The organism is Pseudomonas maioricensis, assembly GCF_022790535.1.
Lineage (GTDB): Bacteria > Pseudomonadota > Gammaproteobacteria > Pseudomonadales > Pseudomonadaceae > Aquipseudomonas > Aquipseudomonas maioricensis.
On the sequence record NZ_LOHG01000011.1, the window covers coordinates 207009 to 220176 of the forward strand.

Annotated in this window: 13 protein-coding genes and 1 pseudogene; 7 read left to right on the top strand and 7 right to left on the bottom strand. The window is 54.9% G+C overall.

Translation table 11 applies throughout. The features are described from left to right. The first annotated feature begins 75 nt into the window (after positions 1 to 75). Together AUC61_RS18320 and AUC61_RS18325 are read left to right on the top strand one after the other, a co-directional pair. Positions 76 to 1161, top strand: a complete 1086-nt coding sequence (locus AUC61_RS18320; RefSeq protein WP_243247632.1) for a HEAT repeat domain-containing protein — start codon at positions 76 to 78, stop codon at positions 1159 to 1161. Between the two features lie 367 nt (positions 1162 to 1528). Further along, on the top strand, positions 1529 to 1891 hold the full coding sequence (locus AUC61_RS18325; RefSeq protein ID WP_243247595.1) for a histone-like nucleoid-structuring protein, MvaT/MvaU family: 363 nt from the start codon (positions 1529 to 1531) through the stop codon (positions 1889 to 1891). A gap of 450 nt (positions 1892 to 2341) precedes the next feature. Here the strand turns inward: AUC61_RS18325 and AUC61_RS18330 are convergent, their stop codons facing one another. Then, complete coding sequence (locus AUC61_RS18330) at positions 2342 to 2893, bottom strand: DUF4946 domain-containing protein (protein WP_243247596.1); 552 nt, start codon at positions 2891 to 2893, stop codon at positions 2342 to 2344. Between the two features lie 152 nt (positions 2894 to 3045). Here AUC61_RS18330 and gloA point away from each other — a divergent pair, with 152 nt between their 5' ends. Next, the gene (gloA, locus tag AUC61_RS18335; protein WP_243247597.1) at positions 3046 to 3567 is read left to right on the top strand and encodes a lactoylglutathione lyase; all 522 of its coding nucleotides are present in this window, start codon (positions 3046 to 3048) and stop codon (positions 3565 to 3567) included. Between the two features lie 66 nt (positions 3568 to 3633). Here gloA and ahpF read toward each other — a convergent pair whose 3' ends face one another. Continuing rightward, positions 3634 to 5196, bottom strand: coding sequence for an alkyl hydroperoxide reductase subunit F (gene ahpF, locus AUC61_RS18340; RefSeq protein ID WP_243247598.1), 1563 nt, complete (start codon positions 5194 to 5196; stop codon positions 3634 to 3636). 135 nt (positions 5197 to 5331) lie between these two features. Further along, positions 5332 to 5895, bottom strand: a complete 564-nt coding sequence (ahpC, locus tag AUC61_RS18345) for an alkyl hydroperoxide reductase subunit C (protein WP_027902690.1) — start codon at positions 5893 to 5895, stop codon at positions 5332 to 5334. 377 nt (positions 5896 to 6272) lie between these two features. Here ahpC and AUC61_RS18350 point away from each other — a divergent pair, with 377 nt between their 5' ends. Then, entirely contained in the window at positions 6273 to 7256 is a 984-nt protein-coding gene (locus AUC61_RS18350) for a DNA-binding protein (protein WP_243247599.1), read from the top strand. Here the strand turns inward: AUC61_RS18350 and AUC61_RS18355 are convergent. The 3 genes and pseudogenes from AUC61_RS18355 to galU form a co-directional block, all read right to left on the bottom strand. Further along, positions 7253 to 8911: pseudogene (locus tag AUC61_RS18355) on the bottom strand (hybrid sensor histidine kinase/response regulator); the annotation flags it as partial. The gene AUC61_RS18350 and the pseudogene AUC61_RS18355 overlap by 4 nt on opposite strands. A gap of 145 nt (positions 8912 to 9056) precedes the next feature. Then, positions 9057 to 10415: a glutathione-disulfide reductase gene (gene gorA, locus AUC61_RS18360; RefSeq protein ID WP_243247600.1), complete on the bottom strand. Its 1359-nt coding sequence runs from the start codon at positions 10413 to 10415 to the stop codon at positions 9057 to 9059. 100 nt (positions 10416 to 10515) lie between these two features. Beyond that, positions 10516 to 11349: a UTP--glucose-1-phosphate uridylyltransferase GalU gene (gene galU, locus AUC61_RS18365; protein ID WP_087264076.1), complete on the bottom strand. Its 834-nt coding sequence runs from the start codon at positions 11347 to 11349 to the stop codon at positions 10516 to 10518. 405 nt (positions 11350 to 11754) lie between these two features. Here galU and AUC61_RS18370 point away from each other — a divergent pair, with 405 nt between their 5' ends. Together AUC61_RS18370 and AUC61_RS18375 are read left to right on the top strand one after the other, a co-directional pair. Next, positions 11755 to 11943, top strand: a complete 189-nt coding sequence (locus AUC61_RS18370) for a hypothetical protein (protein WP_243247601.1) — start codon at positions 11755 to 11757, stop codon at positions 11941 to 11943. A 108-nt stretch (positions 11944 to 12051) separates the two neighbouring features. Continuing rightward, positions 12052 to 12333 carry a hypothetical protein gene (locus AUC61_RS18375; protein WP_243247602.1) on the top strand — a complete coding sequence of 94 codons (282 nt, stop codon included), beginning with the start codon at positions 12052 to 12054 and terminating at the stop codon, positions 12331 to 12333. Between the two features lie 6 nt (positions 12334 to 12339). Here AUC61_RS18375 and AUC61_RS18380 read toward each other — a convergent pair whose 3' ends face one another. After that, the gene (locus tag AUC61_RS18380; protein WP_243247603.1) at positions 12340 to 12690 is read right to left on the bottom strand and encodes a hypothetical protein; all 351 of its coding nucleotides are present in this window, start codon (positions 12688 to 12690) and stop codon (positions 12340 to 12342) included. Positions 12691 to 12857: 167 nt separating this feature from the next. Here AUC61_RS18380 and AUC61_RS18385 point away from each other — a divergent pair, with 167 nt between their 5' ends. Then, positions 12858 to 13163 (top strand): DUF1883 domain-containing protein, encoded by a 306-nt coding sequence (locus tag AUC61_RS18385; RefSeq protein WP_243247604.1) that lies wholly within the window; start codon positions 12858 to 12860, stop codon positions 13161 to 13163. The last annotated feature ends 5 nt before the right edge of the window (positions 13164 to 13168 follow it).

Genomic DNA, 13168 nt, shown 5'->3' on the forward strand with positions numbered 1-13168 from the left:
CAACATACACCGTTTGACACCAAGCCATCCCTCCACGAAGCTGCAAGCCGTAAAGAAATGGATATCGGTGTGCTCATGCCTTTTCGAGGCTACTTTTCAAAAAACACTGCCCGTCGCCGTATCGGACTGGTAGCCGCTTTGGTTCTGATCGTGCTGGCAGGCGTCGTTTACCTGACACGACAATGGTCAACCCCGCCTGCTCCGCCAGTGCTTAGCCAGACTTACGGCGAGGCCCTGGAACTTGCACACAACGGAAAGCCTGGCGCTGCAAGGGTCCTCTATCAACACCTGGCCCGCACCGACCTCTCCGACATTCGTCGCGCCAGCCTGCTGGCTGAACTCGCAAACTACCCAAGTCCTCAGGCATTGAAGTTGCTGGATGCGGCACTGCAGAATGATTCGGTGCTGGTCCGCCAGGCAGCGATTGGCGTCACGCAAAAAATGCTACCTGACGGCAAGCGCAGTATTCTGCTGGGGCCAATGCTCGAGGATCGGGAGCCTGCGGTTCGCTTCGACGCAACGTGGGCGCTGCTCGACCTGTCTCCGGATGAACTGGGCCTGTATTACGCAGCCTTGCAGCACAGTGTTGAACTCTGCGTGACCGCCCTAAAGGCCCAGCCCCCTTCGGGCACCAGCCAGGTGCAACTGGCGCGCCTGCTCGCGCACAACGGCGATAAACCCTCTGCGTTGGCTGCCTTGCAAGTTGCGATGGACCTGGAGCCAAAAAACCTCGAAGCGTCCATCGCCTACCTGGAGCTACTCGACCAGCTAGGGCAAACCGAGCGTGCACGCCAGCTGCTGGCCCGCCTGCTGGCCCAACATCCGCAGTCCTCCAGGCTACAACATGCCTTGGGCATGTGGCTCCTTGACCACGAACAGAGCGAATATGCTCTGCTTGCACTGGCCAAGGCGGTTGAACTAGAGCCCGACAACACGACTTACCGCTATGATCTGGCGGTAGCACTGCACGACCTTGAGCAACTTGAAGCCGCGCAGAAACAATTGGCCGAAATCCTCCAGCGCCAGCCCGCCAACCGCCAGGCCAGAATAATGTTGATTCGATACTGGAAGGAAACCGGGCAACTGCAAAACGTACAGGTACTGCAGGCCGAGCTTGAGCAGCAAAACCCGGATGACCCAGCCCTGCAACAGGGGCTTTAGCTGTAAAGGACTGCCGAGCGAAAAAATACGCTGTTTGGGGTAGCCGCTAATATCAGAAATAACTTACAGCCGAGTTCATCTGATAAGACAACGTGAGTGGCGCGGCCACCAACTCTAGTCATTCACGTCGCTAGTTAATTGCATCAAAACTATTTTCTAACTCAAAAAAAAAGTGCATGATTTGCACGCTACTGCTTTAAAACCACCTTTTTTCATCACAGCGAAGCGACAGGAAAGCGTTAATCCCTCGGGGAAAAACGCGACCTTGGGTTCCGTTAAGGCACCTTCAATACACGCACTCTTCCCAAGCGCTTGTCTTATCGTTTTGTGACGCTGGTAACAGCCAATCACCGTCGGAGTATGTTATTTGTCCAGACTTGCCGAGTTTCGCGCAGCAGAAAAAGCCCTTCAGGAACAGCTGGCTCAGCTGGAGTCCTTGAAGAATGATGCGGGCCTGAAAAAGGAGATCGAGTTCGAACAGAAGCTTCAGGCTTTGATGAGCAGCTATGACAAGGGTCTGCGCGACATCATTACGATCCTTGATCCAAAAGGCTCGTCGTCCCTGCCCGTAGCAGCCGGGCCAAAGCGCCGTCGCGCACGCGTCGTCAAGGTTTATCAAAACCCGCACACCGGTGAACTGATCGAGACCAAAGGTGGTAACCACCGCGGCCTGAAGTCCTGGAAAGAGCAATACGGTGTTGAAACCGTGGATTCATGGCTTCGCGCCTGATCAAACTCTGCCCGTTAAAAAGCCCTGCCTCTGCAGGGCTTTTTTATAAAAACGACAACTCTCTGACGTCAGATATAACTCTTTGAGATTAATCGCTGTTCGCGTGTCGCCTGCGCTGTGGATATAGTTCGAATTGAGTTACGCGGATCACGATGCCTATAACTGTTCAGCCTGCGATTACGATACCTATGTATATGCACGGCTCGTCGCCGTCCTCGACATGCATATGCCGCAACCGCCATCAGCAATCCATGCTAATAACAACCAGCATTATCATTGGTACTTGTCAGAATATTCCGATATTTATAAGTACGGACGTTCCAGATTTTTCTCACGGGCTTCACGTTTTTTTCACAGGCCGTCTTCCACTATAGAGGCTGCTAAAGGATTAGCGCCCCATGCCCGCTTCGGCGGGCCTCTTTTTGCCTGAAATTCGTGCATGCCACGGATTCACTGCGCCCCGCCTAGCCGCAATGTATTGCGAATCTGCATGGCTTCATCACTGGTAGCCGCGTAACCGGCAGCAGAACCTGCGTATGACAGCGACCATGCTGTATCAGCGGTCGCCGCGGCCACCAGCGTCTGAGTCATGACGTGCACCCCGTTCTGAGTGATCGTACAGCTTGTCTCCATTGCGGGTAGCTTGCTGAGCTCCGTCGCGTGAATGCGGGTACAGACGCTCTGGAAGCCACTGCGCGCGAAATTCACCTGTACAGCCTTACGCATCTCCAGCAGCACGCCCTCGACATTCACCTGATGGCCTGATTGCAGACGCGACTCGGTAAGCTCCATGACCATGACCGGGTTACCCGCCTCGTCATTTTTGGCTGCTCGTTGCCTGGATTGAGGCGAAGGCTGCCCGGCAGCGGGCTCACTAGCGCCCAGCTCTTCAACTTGCCAGCCGCTCGGCCAGATGATAACCGCATCACCCGCATGAGCCCCTCCGACGACCAGCGTCAGAAAAAAACCAATGAATGAATATCTGTATCGCGGGTCAATCATGAGGGCACCACCCAAGTACATAGGCGACAAAGTCTGACCGCCCGCAGCTTCGGGAACAAGGGCTGTCACGCGGCAATTGAGTCGCAGGTTTGGCTTCGACGCGGGCGGCCCGTATCATTTGCCCATACAGAAGACCTCAACCGGAGATATCCATGAGTTTGCAAGACCTTAATACCTTCCCTGGCGTAACCGCAGAGCCTGAGGTTGCGACCCGGCAATTCGTGTTCAACCACACCATGCTGAGGGTCAAGGACATTACCGCGTCACTGGACTTCTACACCCGCGTATTGGGTTTCAGTCTGGTTGAAAAGCGTGACTTCCCCGAGGCCGAATTCAGCCTGTACTTCCTGGCACTGGTCGACAAAAGTCAGATCCCTGCAGATGACGCGGCTCGTAACGTGTGGATGAAGTCCATTCCCGGCATTCTCGAGTTGACGCACAACCACGGCACCGAAAAAGATCCAGCGTTTGCCTACCACAATGGCAACACTGACCCTCGAGGGTTTGGGCACATATGCATTTCCGTGCCGGACGTGCATGTTGCCTGCGAACGCTTTGAAAAACTGGGCGTGGACTTCCAGAAGCGCCTCGCTGACGGGCGCATGAACAGCCTGGCATTCATCAAGGATCCGGACGGCTACTGGGTAGAAATCATCCAGCCGACACCACTGTAAGCACAAACAAAAAGGGCCTCATGAATAATCATGAGGCCCTTTTTTTATTGCCTGAACATTATGTGCTTACGCTGGCGCAGAGGTTCGGATCAAGTGATCGAATGCGCTGAGAGAGGCTTTGGCACCCTCCCCCAGGGCAATGATGATCTGCTTGTAAGGCGTGGTGGTGACGTCGCCTGCAGCAAAGATACCTGGAAGCGAAGTTTCCCCACGGGAGTCGACAACGATCTCGCCGCGTGGCGACAGCTCGATACTGCCTTTGAGCCAATCGGTGTTGGGCAGCAGACCGATTTGCACGAAGATACCTTCCAGTTCTACCGTGACTTCCTCACCGTTCACACGGTTTTTGTAACGCAACCCGTTGACCTTCTGCTCATCGCCGGTGACCTCAGTGGTCTGCGCGTTGGTGATGACCGTTACGTTAGGCAAACTGGTCAGCTTGCGCTGCAACACGGCGTCAGCCCGCAATTGCACATCAAACTCCAGCAATGTGACGTGAGCCACGATACCGGCCAAATCAATGGCAGCTTCGACGCCGGAGTTACCGCCGCCAATCACCGCAACACGCTTGCCTTTGAACAACGGGCCATCGCAATGCGGGCAGTAAGCAACACCTTTGTTGCGATATTGCTGCTCGCCCGGAACGTTCATTTCCCTCCAGCGTGCGCCAGTGGCGAGAATAACGGTCTTGGCCTTGAGACTAGCACCGCCGGCAAATTTCACTTCGTGCAGCGCACCGTCCTTGCCGGGAATCAGTTGGTCTGCACGCTGCAGGTTCATGATGTCCACTTCGTACTGCTTGACGTGCTCTTCAAGCGCTACAGCCAGTTTCGGACCTTCGGTGTGCTGCACTGAAATGAAGTTCTCGATAGCCATGGTGTCCAGCACCTGACCGCCGAAGCGCTCAGCCGCCACACCGGTACGAATACCTTTGCGCGCTGCGTACACTGCCGCTGCGGAGCCTGCCGGGCCACCGCCAACTACCAATACATCAAACGCTTCTTTGGCATTGAGTTTCTGTGCCTGACGATCACCAGCACCGGTGTCGATTTTGGCCAGAATTTCTTCCAGACCCATACGGCCCTGACCAAACAGTTCACCGTTCAGGTAGATGCTCGGCACCGACATGATATGGCGATCGGTGACTTCGTCCTGGAACAGCGCACCATCAATAGCGATGTGTTTGATGTTCGGGTTGAGCACTGCCATCAGGTTCAGCGCCTGCACGACGTCCGGGCAGTTCTGGCAAGACTGGGAAAAATAGGTTTCGAACGTGAATTCGCCTTCAAGTGCGCGAATCTGTTCGATGGTGTCCGCGCTGGCCTTGGATGGGTAGCCGCCAACCTGCAGCAATGCCAATACCAGCGAAGTGAATTCGTGGCCCATCGGGATACCGGCGAAACGCAGGCTGATGTCTTGTCCCGGGCTGTTGAGCGAGAACGACGGGGTACGCACGTCGGTGCCGCTGTCATTAAGGGTAATGTCTTTCGAAACGCTGATCACGTCATTGAGCAACGCCAGCATTTCCTGGGATTTCGCGCCGTCATCGAGGGACGCGACGATCTCGACCGGGCGGGTAAGACGCTCCAGGTACGATTTCAGCTGGGCTTTAAGATTGGCGTCCAACATGCGGGCGATTCCTTTAGCAATTAGAAAAACAGGAAGTAGAAAAAACAACGCCCAGGCGATAGTCGCCCGGGCGTTTTTTGGGGCGATGCGGTTTACGTGCTTAAGCGCTCAGCGCCCCAAGCCGGTTCATACGGCTTAGATCTTGCCAACCAGGTCCAAAGATGGAGCCAGAGTGGCTTCGCCTTCTTTCCATTTAGCTGGGCAAACTTCGCCTGGGTGTGCAGCAACGTACTGAGCAGCTTTGACTTTACGCAGCAGCTCGGAAGCGTCGCGGCCTACACCACCGTCGTTCAGCTCAACGATTTTGATCTGACCTTCTGGGTTGATCACGAAAGTACCGCGGTCAGCCAGACCAGCTTCTTCGATCAGCACGTCGAAGTTGCGGGACAGGATGTGAGTCGGGTCGCCGATCAGTGGGTACTGGATTTTGCCGATGGCTGGCGAAGTGTTGTGCCAGGCAGCGTGTGCGAAATGGGTGTCAGTCGACACACCGTAGATTTCAACGCCCAGTTTTTTGAAGTCGGCGTAGTTATCAGCAAGGTCTTCCAGTTCGGTCGGGCATACGAAGGTGAAGTCTGCTGGGTAGAAGAAGACGACAGACCATTTGCCTTTGAAGTCAGCTTCAGACACGTCTACGAAAGAGCCGTTCTGGAATGCAGTGGCTTTGAACGGTTTTACCTGGCTGTTGATGATAGGCATCGGTGAATCTCCTAGTGGGTTGTTAATTCGATGAGACAGAGCTTACGCATAATGGCCTATGTAGGCTCATTGGCAAACCTCATGTGCACGATTGGTTTTGACTATAAGGGAGGCTTATTAATAGAAGGAAAGGTAATTTCGCTTTTGAAGGTCAAACGCCTCGCAAAGGCTCAAACTCGGCAATTTCCCCACCTCTCCCTCCCCTAATCTCACCCTTGGGCGAACTTTCGATTCGCGGCCAGCATGCGAGACGACGAAAACAAGGCTCTTAACCTGCACCGGCAAATAACCAGACCAAAAAAATCGATTCGCTATCACAACTCAAATAGTATGTAATTACAGGGTACATACCACAGTATGAAATAAAGGATCATGAAATGGCTCGCGGCGGCATCAACAAGGCTTTGGTACAGACAGCAAGACTTGCGCTACTGGCCCGCGGTGAGCACCCCAGCATCGACTCAGTACGCATTGAAATGGGCAACACCGGCTCGAAAACCACCATCCATCGCTATCTGAGAGAGCTGGACGAAAGCGATCGGGCAGGCACAACACCTTCGGACATCACTGATGAGTTGACCGAACTGGTCACCCGCCTCGCGCATCGCCTGCAAGGCAAGGCCCAAGAGACCATTGATGAGGCTCAGTCGCGCTTCGATGTAACGTGTTATCAGAAGGATGAAGCACTGCATCAGGCAAACAGTCAGCTCGCAGAGATGACCGCACGCTGGAATCGCAAGACCGAACAATTGAAGGAGCAGGCAACGACGCTGCTTGCCACCCGCGAACGACTGCAGACGGAGCACACCCAGAATGCTCGTCTGACTCAAGCCAATCAGGATTTGATGAATCGACTCGCAGACAAAGACGAACAGATTCGCTCACTGGAAGAAAAAACCCTGAAAGCCCTCGAATCCGCAAAACAACAACGTGAGCAAGAGCAACGACGATATGAGGAACACGCTCTAGAGCTGCAGACAGAGTTGCGTCAGACGCAAAGCCTGGCGACGCAACATCAGCAAGATATCACCCGGCTTACGCGGGATAATGAGCGACTATTGGCAGAGAACCGCAGTGCTCTGCGGGAGCTGGATACTCACAATGACCAGCTAACCAAAGCCTCGGCTCAAGCTGCCAGCACGCTGGAACAGTTACAGAGCACGCAAACCCGCTGCACCGTGCTTGAAGAGCGCGCTCGCCTCGCACAACAGGACAGCGCCGAGGCCCGGCAGCAGCTTACTGATCAGCTACAGCAGAATCGGGTATTGGAGTTGATATTGATCAAGACCGAGTTGGCACTGGAAGGCTTGCGAAACGATCATTCCACAACGACCGCCCCCTCAAAGCATCGCCCCGATTAGCCCTGATCGTGGCGCTCAAGCATGGTCCTGACGCGCAAACCCAACTCATCCACGGTAAAAGGCTTGGTCATCATGTCCATGCCGCACCCAAGGAAGTCGCCTCGAACCTGAGCCTCTGGCGCATAACCGGTCATGAACAGCACGCGTAAATCAGGCCGATACTGCCTGGCGATTTCGGCGAGCTGACGACCATTCAAGCCCGGCAGTCCCACATCGCTGACTAACAAATCAATACGCTGCTGCCCCTGCAAGTAAGGCATCGCAGCCTTGCTGTCGCCCGCCTCCAGAGTGGAATAGCCAAGCTCATGCAGCACATCAACCACCAGCATGCGCACAGGCTCTTCGTCTTCAACCACCAAAACACACTCGCCGCTGACCGCTCGCGGTGCCTCCAGCCCAGTCACGACTGCCGTGATGCGCTCACCAAGGTCTTGATCACAAGACAGGTAAAGATGAACCGTCGTGCCCTGCCCCTCGACACTGTCGATCACAACATGACCACCCGTTTGCTTGACGAAACCGTAGACCATCGACAAACCAAGGCCCGTACCCTGGCCGATAGGCTTAGTGGTGAAGAATGGATCGAAGGCTCGATCCAGAACATCGTCAGGCATACCTGATCCGGTATCACGCACACTCAGACGAACATATTCACCAGGCGAAACCTCTCCCGAGCGCCCCTCAACCCTGACATGCTCACTGGCAACCGTTAGCTGACCACCGTCGGGCATCGCGTCCCGAGCATTGATGACAAGGTTCAGCAACGCGTTTTCCAATTGATGTTCGTCGGTACTGGTGAGCTGCAGCCCCTCGCTCAGCTCGATACGCAACTCAATGCTTTCGCCGGTCGTGCGGGCCAGCAACTCCTGCATGGATGTCACCATCTGATTCACATCGACAGCACAGTTGTTGAGCGATTGTCGACGGGCGAAAGCCAGTAGCCTGTGAGTCAGCGCCGCAGCGCGATTGGCTGAGGTCATGGCCGCACTGATGTAGCGATCAATCTCTCCCGTCCGGCCAGCAGCAATGCGTCGCTGCATCAAGTCCAGAGCGCCAAGTACGCCGGTGAGCATGTTGTTGAAGTCGTGGGCGATACCGCCGGTTAGCTGGCCGATGGCGTCCATTTTTTGCGCATGACGCAGGGTTTCTTGGGCCTGCTCACGCTCGGCCATTTCGATTTGCAGCAGCTCGTTGATACTGGCCAGCTCACGAGTACGCTCGGCCACTCGCAACTCGAGGCTCTCATTGAGCTCGCGGAGCGCTTCTTCTGCATTGACCTGGGCGGTAATGTCAGTGTGAGTGCCAAGCCAGTGGGTGATATGCCCATGCTCATCGCGGATCGGCAAGGCGCGAGCCAGAAACCAGTTGTAGCCACCATCCTTGCCGCGTAGCGGAAACGTGTCTTCCCAGATCGAGCCCGTCGCGAAGCAGTGCACCATCCGCGCGGTGACCCGACCAACATGCTCCGGGTGATGAACCGAGCGCCAGCCCAGCGCCCGCATGGCTTCCAGGGAAGCCCCGGTATAGTCATACCAGCGCTCGTTGTACCAATAAATATTGCCCGCGGAGTCCGCAGTCCATGCCAACTGACTCATGTTGTCGGCCAGGCTGCGGAATTGACGCTCGCTCTCCAGCAACGCGTCAATGTTGCGCATGGGGCCTATATCTTGCTCATCAAAGGTCAATGGCATTGCCGCCCAATAGTATTGACTGCTCATCGCAGGTGTCCTTCCTGGAATATATGATCAACCCGGCCTTCATCCTGAATCCCGGGCATAGCTCTATTTACACAAACGGCGCCTAACGATCAACCGGGGAACGCATGGTGACAAACTCTTCAGCGAGTGTCGGGTGCACACCCACCGTATCGTCAAACTGACGCTTGGTCGCGCCAGCCTTCAATGCAATGGCCAACCCCTGAATGATTTCACCCGCCTCCGGACCGACCATGTGGCAGCCGAGAACGACGTCTGTGTCGGCGTCGACGACCAGCTTCATGAGGGTACGTTCCTGGTTATCGGTCAGGGTCAACTTCATTGGACGGAAGCGACTTTCAAAAACCCGCACGGCATAACCCGCTTTTTCCGCCTCTTCCTCGGCCAACCCGACGGTACCGATGTTCGGCAGGCTGAAAACGGCGGTCGGAATGTGCATGTAGTCCACAGCGCGATAATCTTCCGGCCTGAACAGGCGTCGGGCGACGGCCATACCTTCGGCCAACGCTACAGGCGTTAATTGAACTCTGCCGATCACATCACCGATAGCCAGAATCGATGGTTCGCTGCTCTGGTAGTTATCGTCGACCTCGACGAAGCCGTTCTTGTCCAGTTTGACGTTGACGTGCTCCAGACCGAGATTGTCGAGCATAGGTCGACGCCCGGTGGCATAAAACACGCAATCGGCGCTCACCTCCTCCCCGTTCTTGAGAATGAGTTGCAGGCTGCCATCGGATTGTTTCTCGATGCGTTCGATATCGGAATTGAACCGCACATCCATACCGCGCTTGGTCAGCTCCTCGTGCAAGTGAGTGCGAACGCTGCCATCAAAACCGCGCAGGAACATTTCGCCACGGTACATCAGCGTGGTATCCGCCCCGAGGCCATGGAAAATCGAGGCAAACTCGACGGCGATGTACCCGCCGCCCACGACCACGATGCGCTTTGGAAGCTGTTTGAGATAAAACGCCTCATTGGACGTGATGGCGTGTTCGCGCCCCGGGATATCCGGCACCTGCGGCCAGCCTCCGGTAGCGATCAGAATATGTTCGGCGCTGTAAGTCTGGCCATTAACCTCAACTTCGTGAGGCCCTTTGAGCGCCGCATGGCCTTCGAGCAACGTAACGCCGCTGTTAACCAGCAAGTTGCGATAGATACCGTTGAGATGCTGGATCTGCCGATCCTTGTTGGCAATCAATGTTGCCCAGTCGAAGCCGGGTTCACCGGTTGACCAGCCGAAGCTTTTGGCCTGCTCGAAATCCTCAGCGTAATGGGCGCCATAAACCAATAGCTTTTTGGGTACACAGCCCACGTTGACACAGGTGCCGCCCAGGTAACGGCTCTCGGCCACCGCCACGCGCGCACCAAAACCAGCGGCGAAACGCCCGGCGCGAACACCGCCAGAACCGGCACCGATTACAAAGAGGTCAAAGTCGTAAGCCATGTAAATCTCCTGAGCAGAGCTACAGCATATCAGCCAGAAACGACAAAGCCACCCGAAGGTGGCTTTGTCCTACAAGCAAGTCTGAAGAATTCTCAGAGGCTTAGCTGCCTTTCTTGTAGAAATGCTCGAAGCAGAAGTTGGTTGCTTCGATGTAACCTTCAGCGCCACCGCAGTCAAAACGAGTGCCTTTGAATTTGTAGGCCAGCACGTTGCCTTCTGCTGCCTGCTTCATCAAAGCGTCGGTGATCTGGATTTCACCACCCTTGCCTGGCTCAGTGGCTTCGATTTTCGCGAAGATGTCCGGCGTCAGGATGTAACGACCAATGATCGCCAGGTTGGAAGGCGCATCTTCCGGCTTTGGCTTTTCAACCATGTCGGTTACACGGAACAGACCCGGCTTGATTTCTTCGCCAGCGATAACGCCGTATTTCTGCGTTTCGTTCGCAGGTACTTCCTGAATGGCGACGATCGAGCAGCCATAGTGCTTGTGCAGCTTGACCATCTGGGCCAATACGCCTTCGCCTTCAAGGTTCACGCACAGGTCATCGGCAAGTACGACAGCAAAGGCTTCGTTACCGATCAATGGACGACCGCTGAGGATTGCGTGGCCCAGGCCTTTCATTTCGGTCTGGCGAGTGTAGGAGAAGCTGCACTCATCAATCAGCTTGCGGATACCAACCAGGTATTTTTCCTTGTCGGTGCCTTTGATCTGCGTTTCCAGCTCATAGCTGATGTCGAAATGGTCTTCCAGTGCGCGCTTGCCGCGACCGGTGACAATGGAAATTTCGTTAAGGCCCGCAGCAAGAGCTTCTTCCACGCCGTATTGGATCAGTGGCTTGTTGACCACTGGCAGCATCTCTTTAGGCATGGCTTTGGTCGCTGGCAAAAAGCGAGTGCCGTAACCGGCTGCGGGGAACAAGCATTTCTTGATCATAAAAGTCCTTCATGAGGGCTATTGGCGTTAGCGGCGCAGTCTAATCAGGCGGCGATCACCTTACAATGCCCCGCCTCTGGCCTTTCGATGCCATGGTAGAGGAATCCTCGAGCAGATAGTTCCACTCGATTTCAGATTTAAGAACATCAGAGAAAACTTTAACGCTCAATGCCATACCCGCCGAACCTGCTTCATTCGAGCTAAAGGGTCCCGGCCACGCGGGTTGATTCACCCAGCCGGGACTGCATTGAAAGGCCCTTCCAAGCGTAGCCCATCACCATGTAACGCGTAGGACTATTCCTTGACTGATACCACGCAAACGCCCTCCTGACACGACGCAGGAGACAGTTATACAAGCCGGGCTTTATGATGTGCGGCTGCACACACACCAAAGAGACTGCTGCAATGTCGCAAGAAAAAAACGTAAACGGTTACCTGATTAAAAAGCTTCAGGACGGCCAATGGTGGGCCTGCTCTGCAGACGGAGAAGCGATAGCGGGCCCATTTGCCAGCGAAGAAGCCGCAGTTGAAGTCGCCGCCGTGTTGCAGGATCAGCCAAAAGCCGCACGTCGACGCCCCTCAAACAAAGCCTGATCGCAAAAGCGTTGAATGATATCGGAACGATGGCCCCGATGTTCAGTCATAGCACCAACGACGCTTGACGCACCTTATCCCCCGTCTCATTCAAGAAGTACGAAAAACATGATCAGAGTTTTGTCCATTATTGCTGTACTGGCCCTTACCGGCTGCGCAACCGCCTCTAACACCTACCTCAAAAACGGCCGACAGGGCCTGAACATTGACTGTTCGGGCGAGGCGATGTCATGGGCAAGCTGCTACGAAAAGGCAGATGCATCCTGCGCAGGTACTGGCTATGAAATCGTGGGCACCGATGGCACCCCGCGCCCTCCCGAAAGTGACAAGACCCTCGGGGTTGACGTAGGCAACTACAAAAATCGCAGCGTGCTGGTGGTGTGCAAATAAAAGGGTTTAACCCGAGATGCAGAATGTCGCTGCATGCTGCACATCCTTGGGGCGGATCGGCACATTGGACAGCCGCTCGTAAACCTTGATCGAACTGCCGCCTGAACGGCTTTCGACATCCAGAACTGCGGCAGGATCCTTACTGAACTTCTGCGCGACAATCACCCGCAAGCCGTCGTGGTGTGGCTCTATCAACGGAGGTTTGCGGCTGTCGGCAATCTTGCCAACGAAACACTCGGTATATTCCTTGGGAGTTTTGCCAGACATCACGTTCATGGTCGCTGGGGTATGTTCGATATCTGCGACGGTGGCACAGCCAGTCATCGCCAGAGCCAAAATTACGACAGCCAATTTCATACAATCCTCCCGGTAAAAGTGCTACGACAAGCTTGGCGGGAATTAAATCCCGTATAAAGTCGTTTTTAGCGCGCAGACTGCAATAAAACCTGAATCGCTGATAAATGCCGACCCGCGTCATGCTATCGTTTTGATTTTTCGAAAAAAGCCTTACGCCGGAGACACCCATGAAATTCGTACACCAGCGCGAGCACCTCAATGAAGACGACCTGGTCGTCATCGAGTGTTCTCAGCTCTGCAATATTCGCCTGATGAATGACTCGAACTTCCGCACCTTTAAAAACGGCGGACGCCATACCTATCACGGCGGTGCGTTTGACAAATTTCCGGCCAAGATCGCCGTCCCGAGTACCGGATTCTGGAACATCACCATCGATACTGCGGGGCGCAAGATGGATTCCAACGGTGGGCGCAAGACCAGTTTTACGCACTCAATCAAAATTGTCCGTCGTTCAACGTCTCGACTGAGCTGATCGTA

Bases quoted from the DNA above. Each gene is read 5' to 3' on its own strand.
- AUC61_RS18320 (WP_243247632.1), top strand. From the start codon at position 76: ATGCCTTTTCGAGGCTACTTTTCAAAAAACACTGCCCGTCGCCGTATC.
- AUC61_RS18330 (WP_243247596.1), bottom strand. From the start codon at position 2,893: ATGATTGACCCGCGATACAGATATTCATTCATTGGTTTTTTTCTGACG.
- gloA (WP_243247597.1), top strand. From the start codon at position 3,046: ATGAGTTTGCAAGACCTTAATACCTTCCCTGGCGTAACCGCAGAGCCT.
- ahpF (WP_243247598.1), bottom strand. From the start codon at position 5,196: ATGTTGGACGCCAATCTTAAAGCCCAGCTGAAATCGTACCTGGAGCGT.
- ahpC (WP_027902690.1), bottom strand. From the start codon at position 5,895: ATGCCTATCATCAACAGCCAGGTAAAACCGTTCAAAGCCACTGCATTC.
- AUC61_RS18350 (WP_243247599.1), top strand. From the start codon at position 6,273: ATGGCTCGCGGCGGCATCAACAAGGCTTTGGTACAGACAGCAAGACTT.
- gorA (WP_243247600.1), bottom strand. From the start codon at position 10,415: ATGGCTTACGACTTTGACCTCTTTGTAATCGGTGCCGGTTCTGGCGGT.
- galU (WP_087264076.1), bottom strand. From the start codon at position 11,349: ATGATCAAGAAATGCTTGTTCCCCGCAGCCGGTTACGGCACTCGCTTT.
- AUC61_RS18370 (WP_243247601.1), top strand. From the start codon at position 11,755: ATGTCGCAAGAAAAAAACGTAAACGGTTACCTGATTAAAAAGCTTCAG.
- AUC61_RS18375 (WP_243247602.1), top strand. From the start codon at position 12,052: ATGATCAGAGTTTTGTCCATTATTGCTGTACTGGCCCTTACCGGCTGC.
- AUC61_RS18380 (WP_243247603.1), bottom strand. From the start codon at position 12,690: ATGAAATTGGCTGTCGTAATTTTGGCTCTGGCGATGACTGGCTGTGCC.
- AUC61_RS18385 (WP_243247604.1), top strand. From the start codon at position 12,858: ATGAAATTCGTACACCAGCGCGAGCACCTCAATGAAGACGACCTGGTC.